15 protein-coding genes are annotated in these 20,882 nt (G+C 52.2%); 1 reads left to right on the top strand and 14 read right to left on the bottom strand.

All coding sequences use genetic code 11. The features are described from left to right. Positions 1-191: 191 nt before the first annotated feature. From QMO62_RS02190 to QMO62_RS02135, 12 genes are all read right to left on the bottom strand, one after another. Positions 192-1,181, bottom strand: a complete 990-nt coding sequence (locus QMO62_RS02190; protein WP_284638406.1) for an aldo/keto reductase — start codon at positions 1,179-1,181, stop codon at positions 192-194. Between the two features lie 102 nt (positions 1,182-1,283). After that, on the bottom strand, positions 1,284-2,105 hold the full coding sequence (locus QMO62_RS02185; protein ID WP_284638404.1) for an AraC family transcriptional regulator: 822 nt from the start codon (positions 2,103-2,105) through the stop codon (positions 1,284-1,286). Positions 2,106-2,118: 13 nt separating this feature from the next. Then, positions 2,119-3,672, bottom strand: coding sequence for a tetratricopeptide repeat protein (locus QMO62_RS02180; protein WP_284638402.1), 1,554 nt, complete (start codon positions 3,670-3,672; stop codon positions 2,119-2,121). 184 nt (positions 3,673-3,856) lie between these two features. Further along, on the bottom strand, positions 3,857-4,876 hold the full coding sequence (locus QMO62_RS02175; RefSeq protein WP_284638400.1) for an SGNH/GDSL hydrolase family protein: 1,020 nt from the start codon (positions 4,874-4,876) through the stop codon (positions 3,857-3,859). Positions 4,877-4,892: 16 nt separating this feature from the next. Further along, positions 4,893-6,125, bottom strand: coding sequence for a polysaccharide pyruvyl transferase family protein (locus QMO62_RS02170; RefSeq protein WP_284638398.1), 1,233 nt, complete (start codon positions 6,123-6,125; stop codon positions 4,893-4,895). Positions 6,126-6,240: 115 nt separating this feature from the next. Then, a complete protein-coding gene (locus QMO62_RS02165) occupies positions 6,241-7,056 on the bottom strand; it encodes an AraC family transcriptional regulator (RefSeq protein WP_284644834.1) in 816 nt (271 codons plus the stop codon). A gap of 129 nt (positions 7,057-7,185) precedes the next feature. Continuing rightward, positions 7,186-8,727: an extracellular solute-binding protein gene (locus QMO62_RS02160; RefSeq protein ID WP_284638396.1), complete on the bottom strand. Its 1,542-nt coding sequence runs from the start codon at positions 8,725-8,727 to the stop codon at positions 7,186-7,188. 119 nt (positions 8,728-8,846) lie between these two features. Then, the gene (locus tag QMO62_RS02155; protein WP_284638394.1) at positions 8,847-9,731 is read right to left on the bottom strand and encodes a carbohydrate ABC transporter permease; all 885 of its coding nucleotides are present in this window, start codon (positions 9,729-9,731) and stop codon (positions 8,847-8,849) included. Next, positions 9,731-10,663 carry an ABC transporter permease gene (locus tag QMO62_RS02150; RefSeq protein WP_284638392.1) on the bottom strand — a complete coding sequence of 311 codons (933 nt, stop codon included), beginning with the start codon at positions 10,661-10,663 and terminating at the stop codon, positions 9,731-9,733. Before QMO62_RS02150 ends, QMO62_RS02155 begins: the two co-directional genes overlap by 1 nt. 163 nt (positions 10,664-10,826) lie before the next feature. Then, positions 10,827-12,950 carry a helix-turn-helix domain-containing protein gene (locus QMO62_RS02145; RefSeq protein ID WP_284638390.1) on the bottom strand — a complete coding sequence of 708 codons (2,124 nt, stop codon included), beginning with the start codon at positions 12,948-12,950 and terminating at the stop codon, positions 10,827-10,829. A gap of 222 nt (positions 12,951-13,172) precedes the next feature. Continuing rightward, complete coding sequence (locus QMO62_RS02140; protein WP_284638388.1) at positions 13,173-16,421, bottom strand: right-handed parallel beta-helix repeat-containing protein; 3,249 nt, start codon at positions 16,419-16,421, stop codon at positions 13,173-13,175. 87 nt (positions 16,422-16,508) lie between these two features. After that, the gene (locus tag QMO62_RS02135) at positions 16,509-17,822 is read right to left on the bottom strand and encodes an ABC transporter substrate-binding protein (protein ID WP_284638386.1); all 1,314 of its coding nucleotides are present in this window, start codon (positions 17,820-17,822) and stop codon (positions 16,509-16,511) included. Positions 17,823-18,017: 195 nt separating this feature from the next. Between QMO62_RS02135 and QMO62_RS02130 the strand changes: the two genes are divergently transcribed. After that, on the top strand, positions 18,018-18,839 hold the full coding sequence (locus tag QMO62_RS02130; protein ID WP_284638384.1) for a helix-turn-helix domain-containing protein: 822 nt from the start codon (positions 18,018-18,020) through the stop codon (positions 18,837-18,839). Positions 18,840-19,210: 371 nt separating this feature from the next. On the opposite strand, the gene QMO62_RS02125 is transcribed toward QMO62_RS02130, so the two are convergent. Together QMO62_RS02125 and QMO62_RS02120 are read right to left on the bottom strand one after the other, a co-directional pair. Next, positions 19,211-19,585, bottom strand: coding sequence for a Rieske (2Fe-2S) protein (locus QMO62_RS02125; protein WP_284638382.1), 375 nt, complete (start codon positions 19,583-19,585; stop codon positions 19,211-19,213). Beyond that, on the bottom strand, positions 19,582-20,730 hold the full coding sequence (locus QMO62_RS02120; protein WP_284638379.1) for an amidohydrolase family protein: 1,149 nt from the start codon (positions 20,728-20,730) through the stop codon (positions 19,582-19,584). Before QMO62_RS02120 ends, QMO62_RS02125 begins: the two co-directional genes overlap by 4 nt. Between the last annotated feature and the right edge of the window lie 152 nt (positions 20,731-20,882).

Here is a 20,882-nt window from a genome sequence, read left to right as displayed (position 1 = left end):
GTGCGACTCACCTTTCATTCATATAATAGGTTTGTATGCATTCATTATAGGTTGTTGCCGCAGCCCGAGCATAACGTTATCTTGATTTTTTCACTGCATATTTTGACTTTCTTTCAATAAACAAAACAGGCTAACGGTGTTGAACCCGTTAGCCTGCTTTGTTTAAAGGTGAAGCTGTACTCATGGTGTGCTCACGCCAATATGGCGTCGATAGCCGCCAATTCCTCCTCGGTGAAATCCAGGGACTGAAGCGCCCCTATGGCATCCTCAATATGGCCGACCTTGCTGGCGCCGATCAACGCGGAGGTCACTCTTCCTCCCCGCAGTACCCAAGCCAACGCCATCTGCGAAAGCTTCTGACCGCGCTGGGCCGCAAGCTCCGTCAATCGCTTCACCTTGTCCATCCGCTCTTCGCTGATATGCTCCGGTCGTAAGAACGGGCTCGGTCCCGCCGCTCGCGAATCCGGCGAAATACCGCTTACATAGCGATCGGTCAGGATTCCGTGCTCCAGCGGAGAGTAGACGATCGAGCCGATACCCTCCTCCTCCAGGACATCCTGCAGTCCGGCTTCGATATGCCGTGTAAACATGGAATACTTTGGCTGATGGATCAGGCAAGGCGTCCCCAGCTCCTTCAAGATGCGGGAAGCCTCCCGGGTCATCTCGGGATTGTAGTTCGAGATCCCAACATAAAGCGCTTTGCCCTGACGGACGATCTGGTCGAGCGCTCCCATGGTTTCCTCCAGGGGCGTGTTAGGATCCGGGCGATGATGGTAGAAAATATCGACATACTCCAGCTTCATTCGTTTCAAGCTTTGATTGAGACTGGCAATGAGATTTTTTTTGGAGCCCCATTCTCCGTAAGGACCGGGCCACATGTGATACCCTGCTTTGGTGGAGACGATAATCTCATCGCGGTAAGGGGCGAGGTCCGCTTGCAGCATCCTGCCGAACGTCTCTTCGGCTGACCCGGGCGGCGGACCGTAATTATTCGCCAAATCAAAATGGGTAATGCCGGAATCAAACGCCTTCCTAACGAGATTTCTTCCGTTCTCGTAGGAATCGATGCCTCCGAAATTGTGCCATAGTCCCAGTGAAATCGCCGGCAGCCTTAGCCCGCTTCTTCCGCAGCGGCGATATAGCATGGTGTCATATCGAGTGTCGCTTGCTTGATATACCATCCTGTCAACCCTCCTAAATGAATTACCCTCATTGTAGCGGAACGGCTCGTCGGAGGCTATGTCAACAAGGAAGAACTTTATGGACTTATGTCAGATTAGAAGCTATGAACGGTAATGCTTTGGAGCTGCACCTTTGATCTTCTTGAACATTCGGGAAAACAACAGCGAATCCGGATAACCGACGGAACGAGCCACTTCCCCGATGGAATAGTTCCCTTTTCTTAACAGCTCGCAAGCCTTGTCCATCCGGTAATGAAGCAAATATTGCTGTGGCGGCATACCAACGGATTGTTTAAATAATGCGGATAAATACTTGCGGTCCAGCTTAAGGTACGCGGCGAGCTGGTGAATCGAAATCGGTTCACTATAGTGGGCATGCAAATATTCGATGCACTGCATAATATACGAATCCTGCTTCTTCCAGCCTAGGTCCTCAGGAGACGTATGCGGACAGACCTCCGTAAGAACGGAGAGAAAATGATACAACAATGCTTTGATTTGCAGGTCGGCTCCCGGCCCTTGAGTGGAAGCGAGCGTCAGCTGCTCGAACATCGTCGGCATGACCTTGACGTCCATGGGGAAGACCGGCTGCTCCGGACTCAGCCGGGTACGTGCCAGGATCGATTCGACCTGCTCCCCTCGGAAGGCCAGCCAGGAATACACCCAAGGCGTCTGCCGGTCCGCTTCATAATAAGTTAAGACATCCGGATAGATCAGGAAGGCCTGACCTGGGCCAAGGGAAACCATCTGGTCCCCGACTTGTACGATCCCGGTTCCGCTGTGAATGAAATGGATTTTGTACATATCGCGGACCATCGGCCCGACGGCATGCCCGGGAGCGCAGTCCTCCCTGCCCCAGTAGAGCAGGTGAACATCCGGGTCCTGTCGATACGGATTTTCCGGATTATAATAATATGTTTTCATTGGATCCTCTCCGTCAGTCCTGTAAAGCTTCCTTCAAGCAGGCCATGAGAGCCAGCGCCTCTTCATGCTCCGGCTCCAATGCCAACGCCTTCTGCAGATATTCCACTGCAGCCTCTTCCATCCCCAGCTCATAGCTGCAGATCGCGAGGCACTGGAACACCGTGGGTACCGTGCCCTCTTCATCCGCCTCAACGGAGATATCCAGAAAATACTTCGCATCCTCGTACAAATTCATCTCGAACAGCACCAAGCCGGCGTCAAGCGCCAAGTCATATCCTAGCTTCAGCTCAAAGTACGAAGACCACATGATACGGATTCCGGCTTGAATATCGAGCAAATCCTCGTCGCTTTCGTCCGGCAGCAATCCGGTGATACGCTTCGCGTTCTGGATGAAAAACTCCGCATCGTACCCGCCCAATCGCCAAAATGCTATCAACTGCTGCAATTCCATCGTTTCCGTATTCCGGTCCACCCATTCCTTCAGGCTAAAGAACTCGTCCGGCCCGAATCGCTCGATAAACCGCCGGTACGCAAGCCGGGTCTGGGCGTAGCTTTTCGCGTTCTCCAGCATGAAGATGCAGCCGACATTAATATTTCTATAATGCTGGGCGGGGAACAGAGAGAAGGCTCCTCTCTGCTCAAACTCATACCAAAGCGCATGGTAGTTGGCCGTTAACGAAAAGCTGCCGTGATGAATCAATTGGGGCGGCTCCGTGAATCTCCAGTTATCCAGCCGATGATCGCCTTTGTCCGAGGTGATGAGGAGGAAGCCCGACACGGACAATTGGCCCAACCGCTCCATACAGCGTAAACCGGCAACCGGAAGCAGGATATGCGAATCCTCCAGCTCCTCCAGATAAAGGGAGATCAGCTCTCGATATGGGTAATCCTCCGCTTCATAGAGGGGCTCATGCCGATACTCATAGGTCATCGTAATGCTTTGCAATGCTTCCGACGGCGGCAGCTCGCCGTAATGCTCAGGAAACTCCAGCACGACATCGCATTCGTAAATGCTGCCGTCTCCTACATAAATGAGCTCTTGCGGGATCCCGTCGAAAAAGTAATTCGCGATCACCAAGAGGGGCTGCTTCAAGTCCCCAGGCCGGATGGTCGTTTCCGATACGACCAAATGCAGCTCCGTGTCCTTCACGGCATCGAACCTTGCGAAATCCAGCAGTCCCTCCTGGACCCATGCTTGCAGGGAAGGATGGCTTTGCCAATCCTTGATATGATTCCAAGAGAAATCCGTAAGTACATAGCGAAAAGGGGGCAGCTCCAATCCCGCTTCTTCCTTTAGCTCGCATAAGCACTTCAAGATGTGATACGCCAGGCGCCCCGAGCCTGCTCCAAGCTCAAGCAGGGTAACCGGCTCCGAAACTTCCCCTTTTGCCGCCAAGTCTTGAAGAAACCCGAAGATCATCTCTGCATAGGCTGTAGCCATCTTGGGGTTGTTCGTTATATACTGCGGAACCTGGCTCCAAGCCCTTGTTCCTTGTTGCTCGTAATATGCTAGCTGCAGCTCCCAGATGGGTGCTTCGCTGAATCGGTACGTTTGTTTGCCTTCCATATTCAATCGTTTAGTCCCGCTTTCTTTAGATTCATCAGGGATCACATGGTGCGCGTCCACCGTCAGTAAAATTATGTTATCACATCTGTCGCAGCGATTACCACTTAAGGCATAAGGGAATCACAGACCATCCCCTCATGAAAAAAAACCAAGCACCATATTAGGCACTTGGGTTCGTGTATGATTACAATCCGATGATCGCTCGAAGGTGGCGGCTTACATGCTCTCCCATCAGCATATGGCCGTAGTCCGAGGGATGAAGCAAATCCCAGGCCAGCCCCGAGAAGTCCGGAAGAATATCCGATCCTTCCAGCAGATAAAGCCGTTGATGCTTGCTGCTCTGCACCAGCTCGCGAAGGATGTCGCTGTAAGCCGCCTGATTTTGCCCTGCTATGCTTGGGGTGGTTTCGTAAGTGGCACCGTTCGGGTATACGGTAATGACGGCTACAGGCTTTTCCGGGTGCTTCGAGCAGATCGACTCGATAAGATACTCCGCCCGTTCCCGGAACTGCTCCGGCGTGAAGGAGCCGCGCATGTTCACCCCGAGCTCGAGAGAAGCGAAGTCCCAATCGTCCCGTGAGCTCAAGTAGTCCGAAACGGCCGGCTCGCATAAGCATGCCCCGCTTAACCCCAGATTGAGCACATCCACACCGAGCCTGCGGGCAGCCAGCTGAATATAGGAGTGATAATTGTTCAGCGCGATACCCCCATGCGTGATCGAGGAGCCGTAGGCGATCCAGCGGCGGGCCGGAAGCTCCTCCGAGGCAGGCGGACGAACCTCATGGCCGAAGGCTTCGAGCCCGTGAAACCGTGCTGTGTACCGGCATAAAAACAAACGCCATACCTTAGGAGAAAACCGCTGTCCCTCCAGCACCTTAGGCTCTACCTTGCTCAGATCAAGCTTTCGCTCCAGATGAAGCGTATGCAGTACACCGGCTTGGAGTCTATGATGGGAGTGAAAGAAGTCCCCCTGAAACACCATTACGTCTCCGTCTCCCTCGACCGCCGTCAACCCGACTCTCAGGTTAGCGGCCTCCGTCACGAAGCGGATTTCGCAGCCGCTTGCCTGCTGCGCGATAAACCTGCCTCGTTCGCTCAAGGCTTCCCTGACGTGACGGGGGTATCGCTGCAGGGTCAAGCCCGGAGTGAGCTCGTTTGCCTCCACCTCCGCCACGTTATGCAGCTCCATATTATTCCACAGCATTCCGAAACGCTCCCTTCTAGCCTGTCGTTCGTTCCGCGAATCGGCGCAGTGCCCCTTTGAGGGTCTCCACCATCCGCAGCTGGCATTGACTAACGTAATCCCGCGCAGCGAGTGCTTTGCGCTTAGCCTCCTCGGGCTGCTTCGCGAGCTCCAGCACCGCTGCAACCAACCGGCTCCGGTCCGCTTCCGAATCCATATCGAACAACCATTCCCCAAGTCCGATGTCACGCCACATATAGCCCTTGCTGGTCTGCTCCTCCCACCGGCAGACAATGGCAGGGATGCCGTTGCCGATGCACATGATCGGAGAGTGCATTTCATTGCCGAACAATCCCGCAGAGCGAACATAGACGCTCAGGGCCTCGTCCGTTAACCAGAAGCTTTCCTTCCAAATGACATGACGGCGTACATCCTCAGGAAGCTTCTCCAGGATCATCTCCCGGCCGACCTCCATCTGGGTGCTATCCTCCGGACAGAGCAAAATTTTCTTGCCGGTCTCACGGACGATGGCGATAATGGCCTCACGGAGCAGCACATGGTCGTGCTCCTTCATCTGCTCATTCCGCTGATGCCTGTCTTCGAGGAAGGCGCTGTTCCGTATTTTCCAATAGGGGGTATACCGCAGCTTCGGAATACAGCACAGGAAGGCTCCTTCCTCCAGCCCGTTTGCCTGCAAAAATTGCTCCGCCCTCTCCTCGTCACGCAGATCAACGGAGAAGGCTCCGTCCGGACCGAACTCCATGACCGGACAAGCAATGCCCATTTCCTTCGCCTTAGCCAAGGAGACCGAGTCTCGGAAATAGATAAAATCCGCCTGATTCAACATGTCCTTCTCGATGAGGTTGCCGGAATAGGTGATGCCGAAAACGCCGAACGGCTTCCCCGTGGCCGCTACGAAAGCCCTTACATCTTCGGTCGCTACCAGATAAGGACCGGAGCCGTGCAGCAGAAAATCGCACCAGGCCACCGCATCGGCCAACTCCTTGTTCGTGGCCCTGCCGGTAGCATCGAAGCGTCCCTTGACAATACGTAAATTCGGGAAGCGCTTATGCTCCATGGCCATGACCTCCTCCGTAATGTCGTCGGACGCCCACAGGATGACCTCCGCCTCGGGGATTTGCTGCTCCAGCAGGGCAAGCACCCCCGGGGTATGAGCGATGTCTCCAATGTTGACGACCTGCCAAGAGGAACGAAGCAAAATCCGGGGGGCTCTTCTCTCATTCAGCCTTAACTGCATAGGGTCAACCACGTTATCTCCTCCAACTATATGCTCGATTGTTACTGCGCTATACTCATCATATAGGCTGATATTATGGAGGTAAATGGACGATTAATCTGGATATATAGACAATTGTAACGGTTTTCTAGCCCTTCCTGTACTCACTGGGAGAACGTCCTGTCTCCCGGGAAAAAATGCGTGCAAAATATAGGGCGTCATCAAAGCCGACCTCCTTGGCGATCAGAGCGATCGGCTCCCTCGTGCTGCGAAGCAGCAGCTTGGCCTTATCCATGCGCAGCTTATGAATATATTGCGTTAGCGTAAAGCCCGAGTATTTTTTAAACAGAATGGAAAAATAGCTTGGCGACACGGCAGCCGCTCTGGCCAGTTCGTCGCGCTGGAGCGGTTCGCGATAGTGATGCTTGATATAGTTCATGGCCGCATGAATCAGCTTGGCATTGGGATCCTCACTCGTTCTTCGCTCCTGAAGCGTAACCAAGAGCTCGTAGATCATTCTCTGAAACACGTGACTCGTATGAGCTTCATAGTCCGCTCCTTTGGAGGTCCACAAACGATGCAGCTCCTCCATTCGGTCCTTCACTTGATATTCATCGGCGGATTCAATCCGGTTGAACGGCAGACCCTCCTCCGGACCTTCGATCATGCGCAAGTCCGAGCCGGCCCAAGACAGAAGCTTATACGTATAATGGATCGTAATATATTGAAGGGGATCCTCCTGTGGCACCGTGAAATGGATCTGCTGATGATTGGCAAAGTGAAACAGCCTGTTCGCGCGAATCTCGTGCTCTTGCCCGTTGACGACCAGCCTCCCCCTGCCGGCAAAGGCGTAGCCGAAGTTGCAAAACTGGGTATGATTCTGGTGCACAACATAGTGTTGATCCTCCCAGAATTGGTTATCTCTTATATGAACACTAATGACCTTAGGATAAAAATGGTACAAAAATTCATACCCCAATGTATGAATCCTCCCCGTCCAGCGGCATGACTTCCCAAACGACAACAATGACCCGCTGTGGGTCCCCTACAACAGCAACCTGATGCGAGTCATTGTCATTATAACATCTTCCCCTTACTTTTTGCCGGATTGTTGTGCCTTGTAGGTCGCATTGACCTCATTCGTAATTTCTTCTCCGCCCGCTTTCTTCCAGGACTCCACGAATTTATCGAAGCCCTTATCCAGATCGATTTCTCCGGTAATAAATTTGATAAAATGCTCCTTCTCCAAATTAGGCAGATCCGGGTACTTCTGCACCGCGTTGATATTGAACTTGATGTTGAACAGGGTCTCAACTCCTTGCGTGACCTGTTCCCGAAGAGCAAGGTCGCTTGCCGGGAAGGAGTACGTCTCGAACGCTTTGGCCTTCTTCGAGAGCAGCCCATAGTAGCTTCCGAGTCCTGCGGAAATTTTCTTCTTCGTATCGACGTACTCCTCCTTCGGCACCGGCATACCGTTCTGCATGGTGTAATGTACGCCCTCCTCCCCGTATTGAGTCGCCATGAAGCTCTCTTTATCCGAATACATCGAATTCAGGATTTCGTAAATTTTCGCTTTTTTCTTCGGATCCTTGCCCGCATCCACGCTCATGCCCAAATAATTGCCGGTCAGCCCCCAAGCCGACAGCTTGCCTGTGCCGTATGGGCCGTCCAGCGCTTTCCCCGCCACAATCTTGACGCCGTTCTTGGCGGCAGCCAAGCCGATCACGCCGTTCGGACGGAAGTTAGACCAGTTGTGTGTGTCTACGCCGACGCGTTTGTTAACGAACTCTCCCCGCTTCCCGTCGCTAGTGAGGAATTCCGGATCCAGCACCCCATCCTTAAACCATTTGTTCAGGGATCGGAACGCCTCTCGGGATTGCTCGGTCACCATCCCGTACACAAGCTTGCCCTCTTTGTCCTTCACCCAATAGCTCGGGTTTGTTTGGTAGGCGCCGAACACATACTGCAGTGATTCCGCGATATTCGTTTTGCCTAATGCCGTAAGTCCGTAGGTATCCTTCTTGCCGTTCCCGTCCGGATCGTTATTCCTGAATTTATAGATGACATCCTCGAATTCCTTCAATGTCTTCGGCGGCTCATTGTACCCGACAGCCTTAAGCCAGTCCTGATTGTAGAACGGGTTCAGCGGAATGACACCCTCCAGGTTGGTAATGGGGATTCCGTAGCTTTTTCCGTTAATGACCCCGTCATTCCATGCCTCCGGCTGATTCTTGTTAACAAAATCGGCCAAGGTCGGCATATTCTTCTTGATTTCCTCGATGGGCAGCTCGGCGAGCAATCCCTGCTGCGAATAGGCGCGGACATCCGCCAAGCCCCAGAGCAGCCATACGTCCGGCAGCTCATTGGTAGCAAGACGCACATTCAGCTGATCCTTCCAGTTCGTACGGTCGATCCGTATATTTTTGATTTTGACATTGAACTTTTTCTCCATCCATTGTTGAACGTAAGAGCCGTCCTCCTCCGGAAAATCAAAGCTAAGCCAGCTGATCTCTATAGGTTTCTCGGCTGAGCTCTTGCCGTTATCGGCCGAAGGGGCCGGAGCCTTGCTGCAGCCCGCCGCCAATATGGATAAGGACAAGGCGATGGCAGCCATGGACTTGGATAAACGTTTCATATAAAGACCTCCCTAAGCTTCATTTTCATCATACCATGTAATTGCGCAACCGGGATAAAGAGCCGTTCGATCATCCGTTTCTCTGCTAAGGACATCCCCCCTTTCAGGCAGCCTGCGCATTACCCTTTCACAGACCCGATCAGCGCGCCCTTGACAAAATATTTTTGAATAAACGGATACACCACAAGAATCGGCAGCGTAGCAATCATCAGCACGGCTGCCTTGACGCTCTCGGCCACTACCTCCTGCTCCGACGCTTGATCCATCAGCTGCTTCGTCTCGAGGTCGCTGCTCTCCACAATTAGCCGGCGAAGATAAATTTGAAGCACCAGCTTGGATTGATCCTGGATATAAATCAGCCCTTGAAACCACTCATTCCAATGATGAACGGCAAGCCATAAGCTTATCGTTGCCAGGATGGGCTTGGAGATCGGCAGGACGATCCGAAAAAGAATTTGAAAATCGTGCGCTCCGTCCATCTTGGCGGAATCCTCCAGCTCCTGGGGCAGCCCCAGAAAGAAATTGCGCATGATCAGCATATAGAAGGTGTTAATCAATCCGGGGATGATTAACGCCCAGAGCGAGTCGTATAAGCCTAAGCCCCTTATCAGCAGAAACGTTGGGATCAATCCGCCGCTAAAAAACATGGTGATCACGATGAACATGGTATAAAATCCCCGGTGCGGCAAATATTTTTTCGACAACGCGTAAGCCCCCATGGTCATGACAATCAAAGAGAGAAGCGTGCCGACAACCGTACGAAAGATCGTATTGTAATAGCCCATCCAGATGCCCTTCGTCTGCAGCGCCTGCTCGTAAGCGGCGAAGGTGAACTCCTTGGGATAGAGATGAATACCGGGCCGGATCGCTTCGGACGGTGTGCTTAGGGAAACCGACAGCACATGTAAGAAAGGATAGAGCACGGTGATACAAAAGAATGTAATGACCGCCAGATTCACATATTGAAAAACGCTCTCCGCTTTGCTGAGTCGTGTGGCCGGCATTAGAGAATCCCCTCCTGTCCAAGCTTCTTGACCATGTAATTCGTCAGGAGCACCAGGGTGAACGCCACCACATTCTTAAACAGCCCGACGGCTGCGGTCAAGCTGTATTGCAGCTGGGTAAGACCAGCGCGATATACATACGTATCCAGAATATCTCCCACACTGTACGTATTCGGACTATACAAATTCAGCACTTGGTCAAAGCCGGCATTCAGTACCGCACCGATCCGGAAAATAAACATGATCGTGATGACCGGAATAATGCCGGGCAGAGTGATGTGCCACGTTTGCTTCCAGCGGTTGGCCCCATCCATTACTGCCGCTTCATACAGCGCGGGATCGACACCTGCGAGCGCTGCCAAATAAATGATCGTCCCCCAACCCACTTCCTTCCATATGGAAGAAACGACCAAGGTGAAACGGAAATACTGAGGATCTCCCAGGAAATAAATCGGCTCCATCCCGACCATCGACAAAAGCTGATTGACCGTGCCCGTCGTCGGGGAAAGAATCGTGATCAAAAGCCCGCTCAGCACGACCCACGACAAAAAGTGAGGCAGATAGCTGATGGTTTGCGTAATCCGCTTGAACATCTCGATACGAATTTCATTAAATAAAAGCGCCAGCACAATAGGCGCCGGAAACCCGAACACAATGTGGTAAAAGCTGAGCAGCAGGGTGTTCTTCATAATGCGAAAAAAATCCGGCGAGGAGGTAAACAAATAAATAAAGTGCTTGAAGCCAACCCATGGGCTCCCTAGGATCCCCTCCCTAATGCGGTAATCCTTGAATGCAATCTGCACGCCGTACAACGGGCCGTACTCGAAGATGATGTAGTAGAGCAGGACCGGTGCCAGCATCAAAAATAAATACTTGCACTTGCGGTATTCCTTTCTCACATCCGCGTTAAACCATGCTGTTATCGCTCTCAAGATGTCTGTCCCCTTTCCTGTAGCTGTTTCATAAATTGATCTTATATGCGGAATCGCACTGTTTTCAATTTCAATATCTGAATTGAGCTTACAGGATATGAATTAGCGTCGGCGGGGTACGAAAAAAACAGCCCCTGCCTCAGGTTCAGGCGGGGGCTACGGCTTATTGATTTCGATATTGGGCAGGGGTTACTCCCCAGCATTGCTTAAATTTTGTAGTGAAATACGGAACGCTACGGAACCCGCTCATTCTGGCGACCTCTGCAATCGAATGCGTTTTTTCGGACAACAGCTTCCGTGCAAGCTCCAGCCGCTGCCTGCTCATATATTCAGCAAGCGTGCAGTGATACTGCTCCTTGAACACTCTGCCGATAAACTGCTTGGAGTATCCCGCATAGTCCGCCAAATCATCCAGGGACAAGTCGCGTTCCAGCTGCAGATCGATATATTCCTTCAACTGCTGGGCGACGCGTTCGTACTGTGTGTCTCCCATTTCCTTCTGGCACGACATAAACTCGATGCTGGTTTCCTCTAAATAAGCTACGGTTTCTTTCAGCGAGCCTCTGCGATAGCCGGCAATAATATCCGAGGACGTCAGCTTGAAGCTGCCTTTCCCGGTATCCATCACCACCTTCGCCAGCGTCAGCGCCAAGTGATGCAGCAGCATCTCATAAGCCTCCAGAGTGAGGTTCGCTTCGAGCAGGTACCGCGAGCATTCCCGATAATGCTCCCGCACCAGAGCCTCGTCTCCTGACCGAAGCTTGTTCTCCAGAGCTTGGCTCTCCAGCAGTTCAATCGATATCGGCTGCTTCTCTTCCAGCTCCTCATAAGCTATGAGAAGTGCCATCCCCTCGACGAATACGTATGCCATGGCCTCCTGCGCCTCCATATAGGAGACCTGAATCTGCTCCAACCCCTGAACGACACTGCCTACCGCCGCGGCAAAGCGAATGTCGCCGTTCAGTTTGACTCTCCAATGCTCCAGATCATGACGCACGTGCCGGACGGCTTCCCATGCATGGAGATGATCGACACAATAAATCACCGCAGTCTGATAACCGTTCACCTGGATGGCATAGCTCGGTATGGCGTGGTTCTTCATCTCGAATTGCTGCTGCAATACCGCAGAGGAATGACCCGATTCCGCCTGGAGGAGAGTCACAACAAAGCTGCCGTGGGGCTGTATGGGCAGCTGCTCCCCTTCCGCAGGCAGCTTGCCGACAAGCAGATCCTGCAGATGCTTGTTGTGCTGCACCTCAAGCATCTGCTGAAGACGGAGCATCAGCCCCTGTATCCGTTTATGAAAGCCAATCGACATGACATAAGATAGAATCACGCCGAGCAGCAGCACGACAAGGCTGATGACCCACACCTTGCTCTGCAGCCGATTCGCAAGCAGCATGGTGGAATCGATAGGCCGAAGGCTGACATACTTCCACCCGCTTCCCGATTCGTAGGCCGACAGGCTGACCTCCTTTCCTTCTTTCGTCAACCTAAGTGTTTTGTACTCCTGTTCCCCAAGCTTACTCTCCAGCTCTACTACGGGCGGCTCCGGCAAAGGTCCCCGAGTCAGCATCGTGTTGGAAACCGCAAGGGCCCCCTTCTCGGTATAAATATAGTACCTGTCATCGGCATTCTGAATCAGTGCCTGCAGCTTGCCGACCACGTCCATCACATTCAGATCGATGATCATATAACCTTTTACCTGCGTTCCCTTGGACCGGTAGGGCAGCGTATAAATGTAGCTCAGCAGCCGCTTTTCCGCCCCATCGTTATCTCTGACCGTTCGAGCGAACCATCTGTGCGGCTCGGCTTTGTCGATATCCTTGAGCAGCTCATAATTCGGAGAGCTTGCCGGGGACTCGTAATAATAGTCCTGATCTACCACCATGTCCGAATGCTTATAATAGATCGAGATGTTATCCAAGCCGGGAGAAGCCATAATCAGCGTTCGAAGGTCATTGGTAAGCCTTACGATTTTATAGTAATTTCCCTCCATCCCGTTCTCCAGGAAGAAGTTGATCTCCTCCGTACTGGACGAACGTATGGTGGTCATAGCCTTATTGAGAACGGACATCTCGTACCGATTCAAGTAATTTTCTTCCACGAAATTCTGAACGCGCTGCAGCTGATGGAGATTCTCCTGAGCGAGCTCGCGGGTATAAAGCTCCTGTGCCTGCTTCGTAAGATAGCCGCCGATGGCTAAAATAATAACAATCGTCAGGGCTAAGTAGGACAGGATCAGCCTCCGCCAGTCCGCGGAACGGTTACCAGGAAAAAACTTCATAGCGTAACCCCCCTCTTCTGTGCTTCTCTCTACAGTATGCGCTTACATTTTGCTGCGTAAAAGCTGCGGAACATTGTTTGTACCTTATTATATAGACCGTGCTCTCTAGAGTAAATACACGATCATTTCCACAGTATGGACAATTGTTTACACAAACCAACCCGCCTTCTCTCTACTTAGAAAAGGCGGGTTGGTTCTACAAGTCATTGCATGCTTGGCTTCTCAGCTGCCGGAAATGTCCTCTACCACAATATCGTCGAAGTACGTTTTCTGGTTGTAAGCGTACAAGCCGGGATAGCCTTCCGAGAAGGAGGAATCCTGAGCCGATAGCACCTCGTTGCCATCTAGATACAGTCTTAGTGAGGTACCCACAAGATCCAGCTTCATCTCCCGATAACCGGCGGTAAAGTCGGTCGGCATAACCGCAGAGGAAGCGATGGTGCTAACCGTTCCATTGACGATTTTGAACAGCTTAAATCTCTGTGTAGTTTGCTCGTATGCCGCATAATAGAAGTTCGTGCTATTCACATATCTTCCGATCAAGCCGAGCCGCACCGGATTTCCTGTCCCCCATGCGTCTGCCTTCATTCGCGCCTTAAGCGAATAGTCGGAGCGGATGATGTGCCCCAGGTAGCTTCGGGCCGTGTTCGCTGTATTCGTATTCTGATAAGCATGATTATCGCCATCCTCGACAATCTGCCAGGTTCCCGAAAGCGATACCCAGCCCCCGGTGCCGGATCCTTCGAAATCATACGTTTCCAGCTCCGTGGAGGTCACATACACTTCTATCGGCTTGCTGACCGTGTAGACGCTTCCTGCCACGGTGACCTGGGCAGACAATACCGCTGTGCCTGTGCCGGTTCCCGTGACCTGACCATTCGAATCAACCGCAGCCACCGTCGGCGAGCTGCTTGCATATTGAACCGATGCACCGGTTACCTCGACGTATCTCCCCAAGACGGAGACGCCGTAAACATCCGCATGGACAGAGGCTCCGACCTGCATGCTGTCCGGAACATGGATCCCTACCGAAGCCAAGCTGTCATGAACCAATACATCGAAGCTCGTCGTCTTCGTTACCCCGTTGTGTGTGGCGGAAATCGTAATCGTCGCGGCTCCGTAACCGATCGCTTGAACAACGCCGGTCGAGCTCACGGCGGCCACGCTTGGATGACTGGAAGCAAAGCTGATCGATGAGTGTGCGGGTTTGATGAAGTACCCTTGCGCAGTTCGCCCGGATACTTTCAGCTTGGCGCTCTGACTCGGTTCCAGCACGGTCCATGCCTTGTTCGTCGATTCCCCTGCTTTTTTCACGAACAGGACTGCAAGCGGATCGTTCGGATCGGCGTACGGGTAGTCGCCCTTTAGCCCCATGCTCTGACGATCAAGGTCTATCATTCCCAGCTTGTAGGCTGGCGAATCGTACCTCAGCCGGTAGTCGTGCTCCGCAGCGTTCATGAAACGGGGATCCTCCGCCACGATGGAATGCTGATCGAATTTCCCAAGCTGCAGCTCGAGCCATCGATCATAATGGGGGGCAGGAATGGAACCACCGAATTCATAAGTCCCTTTTGTTGTATAGTACACGTTATGATCCGCGTGAGTAAACTTGTTTTCATCCCAATAATTGATGGAGTACAGCTTGGCATCGTTCTGGTACAAAATATTACGGGTAATCTCCAGCTCGGAAGAGATTTCTCCCCCGGTTTGCGTGGAGCCGATCGTCCCGTTCTGCTCGCGGTTACCGGCAATAATGTTATTTTCGAGCCGAATGCCGATGCCCTTCAGCATCACGGAGCTGTTCAGGTAACCGCCCCCCGTCTGCTGCAGGCTGTGAACGATATTCCCTTGAAGCAGCACGTCATCGGAATTGTCGTCGAAATACAGTCCATACCCGAAGGAACGGCTTGGAACCTCCGTGAGCAGCTGCAGGTCGCTGTCATGAACCAGATTGTAACGAACGATGTTGCCGGTACCCGTGCCCCAGCCTGCAATAATTCCGGCATCCTGTGAATCTGTCGTGGCATGGGAAACATCGTTGTACTCCACAAGATTGTTGCGGGCATGCTGGTAATCGCGATAATTGTTTTCCGTCACAAGCACATTCTCTATGGTCGTGCCGACCAGATATCCCTTGCGCTGCGCTTTGATGTGAATGGCATAACGCGGAGAGTGATGAACTCGGTTATGGGAAACAATATTTTCCCCGCTGTCATAGATGCGGACCCCACCGCTGTTGCCGTAAAATTTGCCTACGTGATGCACATGATTATTGGTTACGATATTCCCGGAACTGACATGTTCGGCTGTCTTGGCCAAGCCTTCGATGCTGACTCCATTGTAGCCGATATTTTGTATTTCGTTGCCCTCGATCCGGTTTGACTTCGCCCAGCCCAGCAGCTGAATACCGTGCTCCCCTGTGTTGTAGATGCGGCTGTTCAGTACGTGGACGCGCTCGAGGTTCTCCCCGTGGATGCCATCCTTACCGACATTGGTATTGCGGATGGTCAATCCCTCCAGCGTGATATCCGTAACCGGAGCGGAAGACGAACTGCCTGTAAGCCTGACGACCTCTCCCGCGAACGGGGCCGCTATGCCTCCAATCAGCTGAGCGGTATCATGAGGATAATAATAAACCGTGCCGGTGCTCCGATCCAGGAAAAATTCACCCGGCTGATCGAGCAGCTCCAGCGCCCCCTGCATGAAATAACGGGACCCCGGACCGATGACATAGCCTACAGGCTTGGTTAAGGTAACCGTTCGATTCACATAGTTGATAGCGCTTACACCGACGGTATAAGAATACCAATATTGGTAGCCCTGCGCCCCTCCGGGCCAAATATACGTCTCCAGAGTAGTCGGATTCGTCACCGACGGGATGTCGCCTTGGGCGAAGACGAAGCTTTTCCGGTCATCCCCTGCTACAAGTGCCTGCACCCGGCGGTATGCATTCGTATCTCCCTGAATATTCGGATATCGTGCCTTCATCGCCTGCACCTGATTTTCGAACAGGACGTCAAAGCTCCAAGATGTACCGACATTGGCCTTATAGATGTTTCCGTTATGAAGCTGCCAGCCTGTAATCGGCTTGCTGGCATCCAGCACCGCATTCTCTCCCGGGTAGCTCCGATAGGTAATGCGATGTCCGTCCCGGCCGGAATCCAGCTCATTGAACGCTAAGGTGCTCTCCAAACGGTAGGTGCCTCCCCGCAGCATCACCGTAATATCCTCATTCATGCCTCCGGCGATCTGCTGCCTCACTACATCTCTAGCCTTGTGTGGCGTTCGGAACGGCGCCTCCAGCGTTCCCGTTCCGGTGTCATCGCTGCCCGTTGTTGAGACATAATAGGTGATTCCGCTTGAAGCGTTCACGACATTCACTCCCTCCGTCAACGATATTCCTACCGTAGAGGCGGCAACTACCATAGCCAGACTTGCGTGAAGACTAAGCTTTCTGCTCCTGCTGAACATCCCCATACCTCCCATGAAATAGATCTGCTCTCAAACGCGACGGGTTTTAGACGGATCACCCCCTTCCCTGGGAAGCTTGACGGCGTGTTACTTGGACTTTTCCGTTGTAATGGCCCGGTTGATCGCTTCCTCCGCAGCTCTCAACGCACTGTTCAAGTCCTTGCCTTCCACAATGACCTTCTCCAGCTCCTTCATGAGCGGCGTCTGAGCGTCAACGTTCACCAAACCGGCCTTGCGTCCGGGAGCTCCGGGTCCTACTTTATTCACGAAATGAGCGGCGATGTTTTTATCTTTATAGAGCGGGTCGTTTTTCTGGAAGTTCTTCCGGACAGCATCGCTTGTTACGACGGGGAATACTCCGAAATCCGCCGCCAGCTTGGACTGCATGTCGTCCGAGGTCAGCCAAGAGGCGATTTGGAAGGCTGCGTCTTTATTCTTGCTGCTGCTCATCACATACAGATTACGGAAATCAGCAGGTCTTCCGATGCCGGGCTTATCCTTGTAGGTAGGAAGACTGACGATATCCCAACGGAAGTTCCAGTTCATAAAATTGCGGGAGGAGAATACGGACATGGCAGCCCTTCCCTCGATAAACACCCTCCAATCCTGCTCTTTGTTTATCGTTTTCGCATCAAATTTCAATCCCGGAATGGTATAGAAGCGAGCGAAATTCTCGGCAATTCGTTTCCAGCCCTCCGTATTCACGTTGGCCTTATCCTCCGTCAAGCTCAAGTAGGTTTCCCCATATGGATTCATCGCAAAGAACGTATCCATCCATCGCTCGGCCAACCCCCGATACTGTACTCCGTCTTCATTGCGTGTCATCAGCTTGGAGATCTCATAAATTTCATCCCATGTCATTCCATCCTTAGGATAAGGGACACCAAAGCGATCGAACAAATCCTTGTTGTAATGCAAAATTCCTCCTGTCGTGCCGCTAAGGGGAACGCCCGCGATGATTCCACCCGTTTCATTCTTCATCTGCTCAAGGGCCAATGGATCCAGACGGGAGCTGTCGAATTTATGCTTTTTCATTAAATCGCTTACATCATACAGCAGTCCACGCTTCACCAGCTCTTGGGTAGCTACACCGCGTGCCGCGAACAAGTCGGGAAGCGCACCCGCCGTCACCATAGCGTCTAGACTCGGTCCACCGGCGTTGGTGTTCGGAATCGCTTTCAAAGTGATGTGCGGAAATTTCGTCTTGGCCTGCTCCGCAATGAAATCGAATTCCGCTTGCGGCATTGTCCATAGATAGATGCTGACCTCTGCGGGCTCGTTGCTTACCACGGCAGGCGGTTCTTCCGGCTTCGTTTTCGCTTGCTGCATTCCGGTGCAGGCCGTAAGGAGCAAGGCGAAGGCCGTTAAGGCCGCCATACCGGTTGATACTTTTTTGATCATAGGGACACCCTCCGATTTCATCCATATTTTAACTCTACTAGCTATTGTTCCTTGATTATAATAACGGGGTACGCCAGAGTAAATGCATAATTATTCTGCCTGTATGGACGATTGTTACAGGAAATTTTCACTTTATTGCAGCATCCTGGATGGTCCCGCAATGGATTGACAATAGCTGTGATAGAGGGATATTCTATGGTTGGAATCGATACAGCGGGGGGAGTGACGCGGATGCTCGCCGAACATTATCAGTTAACCGGATACGTATATGCGGGACCTCAGGCGGCGTTTCGACATACGGAGCAAACACTGGACCACCCTACCTTGATTGCGATTGAAGCAGGCGAATTCGAGTTTGAAATGGGACAGTCCGCCGGGCAGGCCGCCCTTGGGGATCTCGTGTTTTGTCCTGCAGGTGTCAGCTTTAAGCGCAGAGCGTTAAGCAGCATTACGTTTCATCATATCCACTTTGAAGTGGTAAAGCAGGACCTGGCCGGTTGTCCGTTTCCTCTTGGCAAAATAACGATCCAGGATGTAATTCGGCTTTCCTCGACCTATCATTACTTACGCAATCTTGCGCACCTAACGAATAACCCTGACATCCGTTTTCGTCTGATGCGGCAATATGTCGTTCCCGACCTGCTTCTGCTTACGGAGCTCGAGCTGCTACAGCATAAGAAGCGGCATAAAACGAACGACCTGCTCATGCAGCAGGCATTCCGTTATCTACAGACCCATGCTTGCCGCCCGTTCAGTATGAAGCAGCTGGCGGCAGACCTTCGCATGAGTCCCTCGCAGCTGACCCGCCGTTTCCAGTCAGCCTACGGTGTGGGACCCGCCGCCTATGTAACTACCCTCCGTCTGGAGGAAGCGAAGCGGCTGCTGCTGGAAACGGAGGATACCCTGGAAGCGATCGCTTTCCAATGCGGATATGAAAGCGGTTCCTATTTGTGTCGGATTTTTACCGCCAAGACCGGGCTTAATCCCTCGCTCTTCCGACAGAAGTACAGGATATAACGCCTTAGGCCTTTCCTTAAAGGTGGGTATTTGGATGGATATTGATTTTGAGAAAAGGGCTTATACAGGCGAAAACGCGAAGGATACCTAAGCGCCCCACCCTATAGAATTCACATAATTTTTGCAACATCTTAAACCTTATTTACTTTTGTGCCGTAGAGTATATTTCTCATTATGTTTATTTTGGTGAATTTGATAAGCTGATCCACAAATCGATTTCGAAGGGACGGGTGAAGTCGCGTCAGATTCTCAATTCGTACTGCTCGGGCTGTCTCGGCCACAGTCACATTGCCGATTTGCGAATGTCGCCGTACCGTAAGAGTCAGCAGCAAACCGCCCTTAGCTTGAACGCTGAAGGGCGGTAGCTTTTGTTACATATGAACATAAATTTGATCTTCATCGACGGTAATATCATACTTTTCTACCGTAACGTCGTACGTCATCGTCCTCATCTTGGGATCGACAATCATACAGCCGGTTTTCAAATCAAACTCCCATTGATGCCACGGACAACGGACAATTTCACCTTCCTTCTCGAATTCGAAATGACCCGGTCCGTTAGAGGTAACGTAGGATGAGGTCAATCCCGCGCAGAGCGGCGCACCCTGATGCGGACATAAATTCCTAATTGCATAATACTGACCGTTCACTTGATAGACTCCGATGCTTTTTCCGCCTGCTTCGATGAGCTTCTTGGAGCCCGGAGTAAATTCACTCACGTTTCCTACATAGTATTTCGTAGTCATCGCCCGGCCCCCGATTCGCTGCGCCGCTGCGGCAATCCGTACAGCTCCGCCGCATTCTGGTAGAAAATCCGGTCCCACAGCTGCTCATCGAGCTTGGGGAACGCTAAGGTAGGGGAATCGAAGTCCCAATGCGGAAAGTCCGTCGCAAACATTAAGTTCGTATCCGCGTTGATTGCTTCCAGCATTGGAAGGAACATCGATGGCTTCGGCGGCAGCTCAATCGGCTGGGAGGTGACGCGGAAATGCTTGCGGTAATATTCGCTGGGCGGCTCCTTGACCCATGGGGTCTGGCTGCGCAGCGCCTTCCAATCCTGGTCGAGCCTCCACAGCAGCGGGGCAATCCAGAGTGTCCCCGCCTCAATCATGACCACCTTCAGCGTAGGGAATTTCTCAAACACGCCTTCAAAAATAAAGCTTGCCAGGTGCGTCGCCATAATCTGCGCCCGGGCTGCCCGGTATTCGATGTAATGACTTACTTGCCCTGCACCTGTAGGCGCGGGATTGATGCCGATGCCTTCCATGCTGACATGAATGGCGAACGGCAATTCGTTACGAACGCACGCTTCGTAGATCGGATGATAGAACCGATTCCCGTAAGGCTTCTCCGCTCCATTAGCAACAATGACCTGCACCATGTCCGGGTTCGAGCCGACCCGATCGATTTCTTGGGCCGACAGGATCGGATCCTGCTTCGGTATGAGGATCGAGCCTTTAATCCGCTCATCCTGGGACAGCAGTTTATCGATTCCGTAATTGTTGTAGGCCGAGCACACCGCCGCCGCATAATCTGCATCGGGGCTGGTTTGGATAGAATAGCTACCGGTTCCAGTCAGAATGCCGTATTCGATATTGTATTTCTCGAGAAAATTCGTTTGAAAATATTTCAGATAGCTTGCCGAGCCGCCTTCCTTGGGAAAGCTCTCGTCCTGCTTGACTCCTTTGCCCGTGCCGTTCAAATACATCGCATTCTGACTGGGCAAACGCCAGCCGAAGGTCTTGATCTGTTCCCGGTACACCCGGGGCAAATAGTCCATCACCTCATCACCGAATGAGCCTGCATGAATATCGCAGTCGATAATGGAACGTTTCGTCTTACGATCCTTGCTTCCTTGCTGTTGCTGTTGCAGCTGATCCGTCGCTTCCATGGCTTCACTCTCCCCTAGCAGCATAGATTTGTAATCAAATTGCTTGCTTGGGTTTATTATAAAGTCTGGTATTACGGGAGATATATACACTTTTCAAGCGACTATTTTCACTTTATTGCAAATAAATCGGCAGCCCCGGACAATGATTAGGT

The organism is Paenibacillus silviterrae, assembly GCF_030167925.1.
Lineage (GTDB): Bacteria > Bacillota > Bacilli > Paenibacillales > NBRC-103111 > Paenibacillus_G > Paenibacillus_G silviterrae.
Note: the sequence above shows the minus strand (reverse complement) of the source record. Positions and strands in the feature narration are given on the sequence as shown.

Bases quoted from the DNA above. Each gene is read 5' to 3' on its own strand.
- QMO62_RS02190 (WP_284638406.1), bottom strand. From the start codon at position 1,181: ATGGTATATCAAGCAAGCGACACTCGATATGACACCATGCTATATCGC.
- QMO62_RS02185 (WP_284638404.1), bottom strand. From the start codon at position 2,105: ATGAAAACATATTATTATAATCCGGAAAATCCGTATCGACAGGACCCG.
- QMO62_RS02180 (WP_284638402.1), bottom strand. From the start codon at position 3,672: ATGGAAGGCAAACAAACGTACCGATTCAGCGAAGCACCCATCTGGGAG.
- QMO62_RS02175 (WP_284638400.1), bottom strand. From the start codon at position 4,876: ATGCTGTGGAATAATATGGAGCTGCATAACGTGGCGGAGGTGGAGGCA.
- QMO62_RS02160 (WP_284638396.1), bottom strand. From the start codon at position 8,727: ATGAAACGTTTATCCAAGTCCATGGCTGCCATCGCCTTGTCCTTATCC.
- QMO62_RS02155 (WP_284638394.1), bottom strand. From the start codon at position 9,731: ATGCCGGCCACACGACTCAGCAAAGCGGAGAGCGTTTTTCAATATGTG.
- QMO62_RS02145 (WP_284638390.1), bottom strand. From the start codon at position 12,950: ATGAAGTTTTTTCCTGGTAACCGTTCCGCGGACTGGCGGAGGCTGATC.
- QMO62_RS02140 (WP_284638388.1), bottom strand. From the start codon at position 16,421: ATGTTCAGCAGGAGCAGAAAGCTTAGTCTTCACGCAAGTCTGGCTATG.
- QMO62_RS02135 (WP_284638386.1), bottom strand. From the start codon at position 17,822: ATGATCAAAAAAGTATCAACCGGTATGGCGGCCTTAACGGCCTTCGCC.
- QMO62_RS02130 (WP_284638384.1), top strand. From the start codon at position 18,018: ATGGTTGGAATCGATACAGCGGGGGGAGTGACGCGGATGCTCGCCGAA.
- QMO62_RS02125 (WP_284638382.1), bottom strand. From the start codon at position 19,585: ATGACTACGAAATACTATGTAGGAAACGTGAGTGAATTTACTCCGGGC.
- QMO62_RS02120 (WP_284638379.1), bottom strand. From the start codon at position 20,730: ATGGAAGCGACGGATCAGCTGCAACAGCAACAGCAAGGAAGCAAGGAT.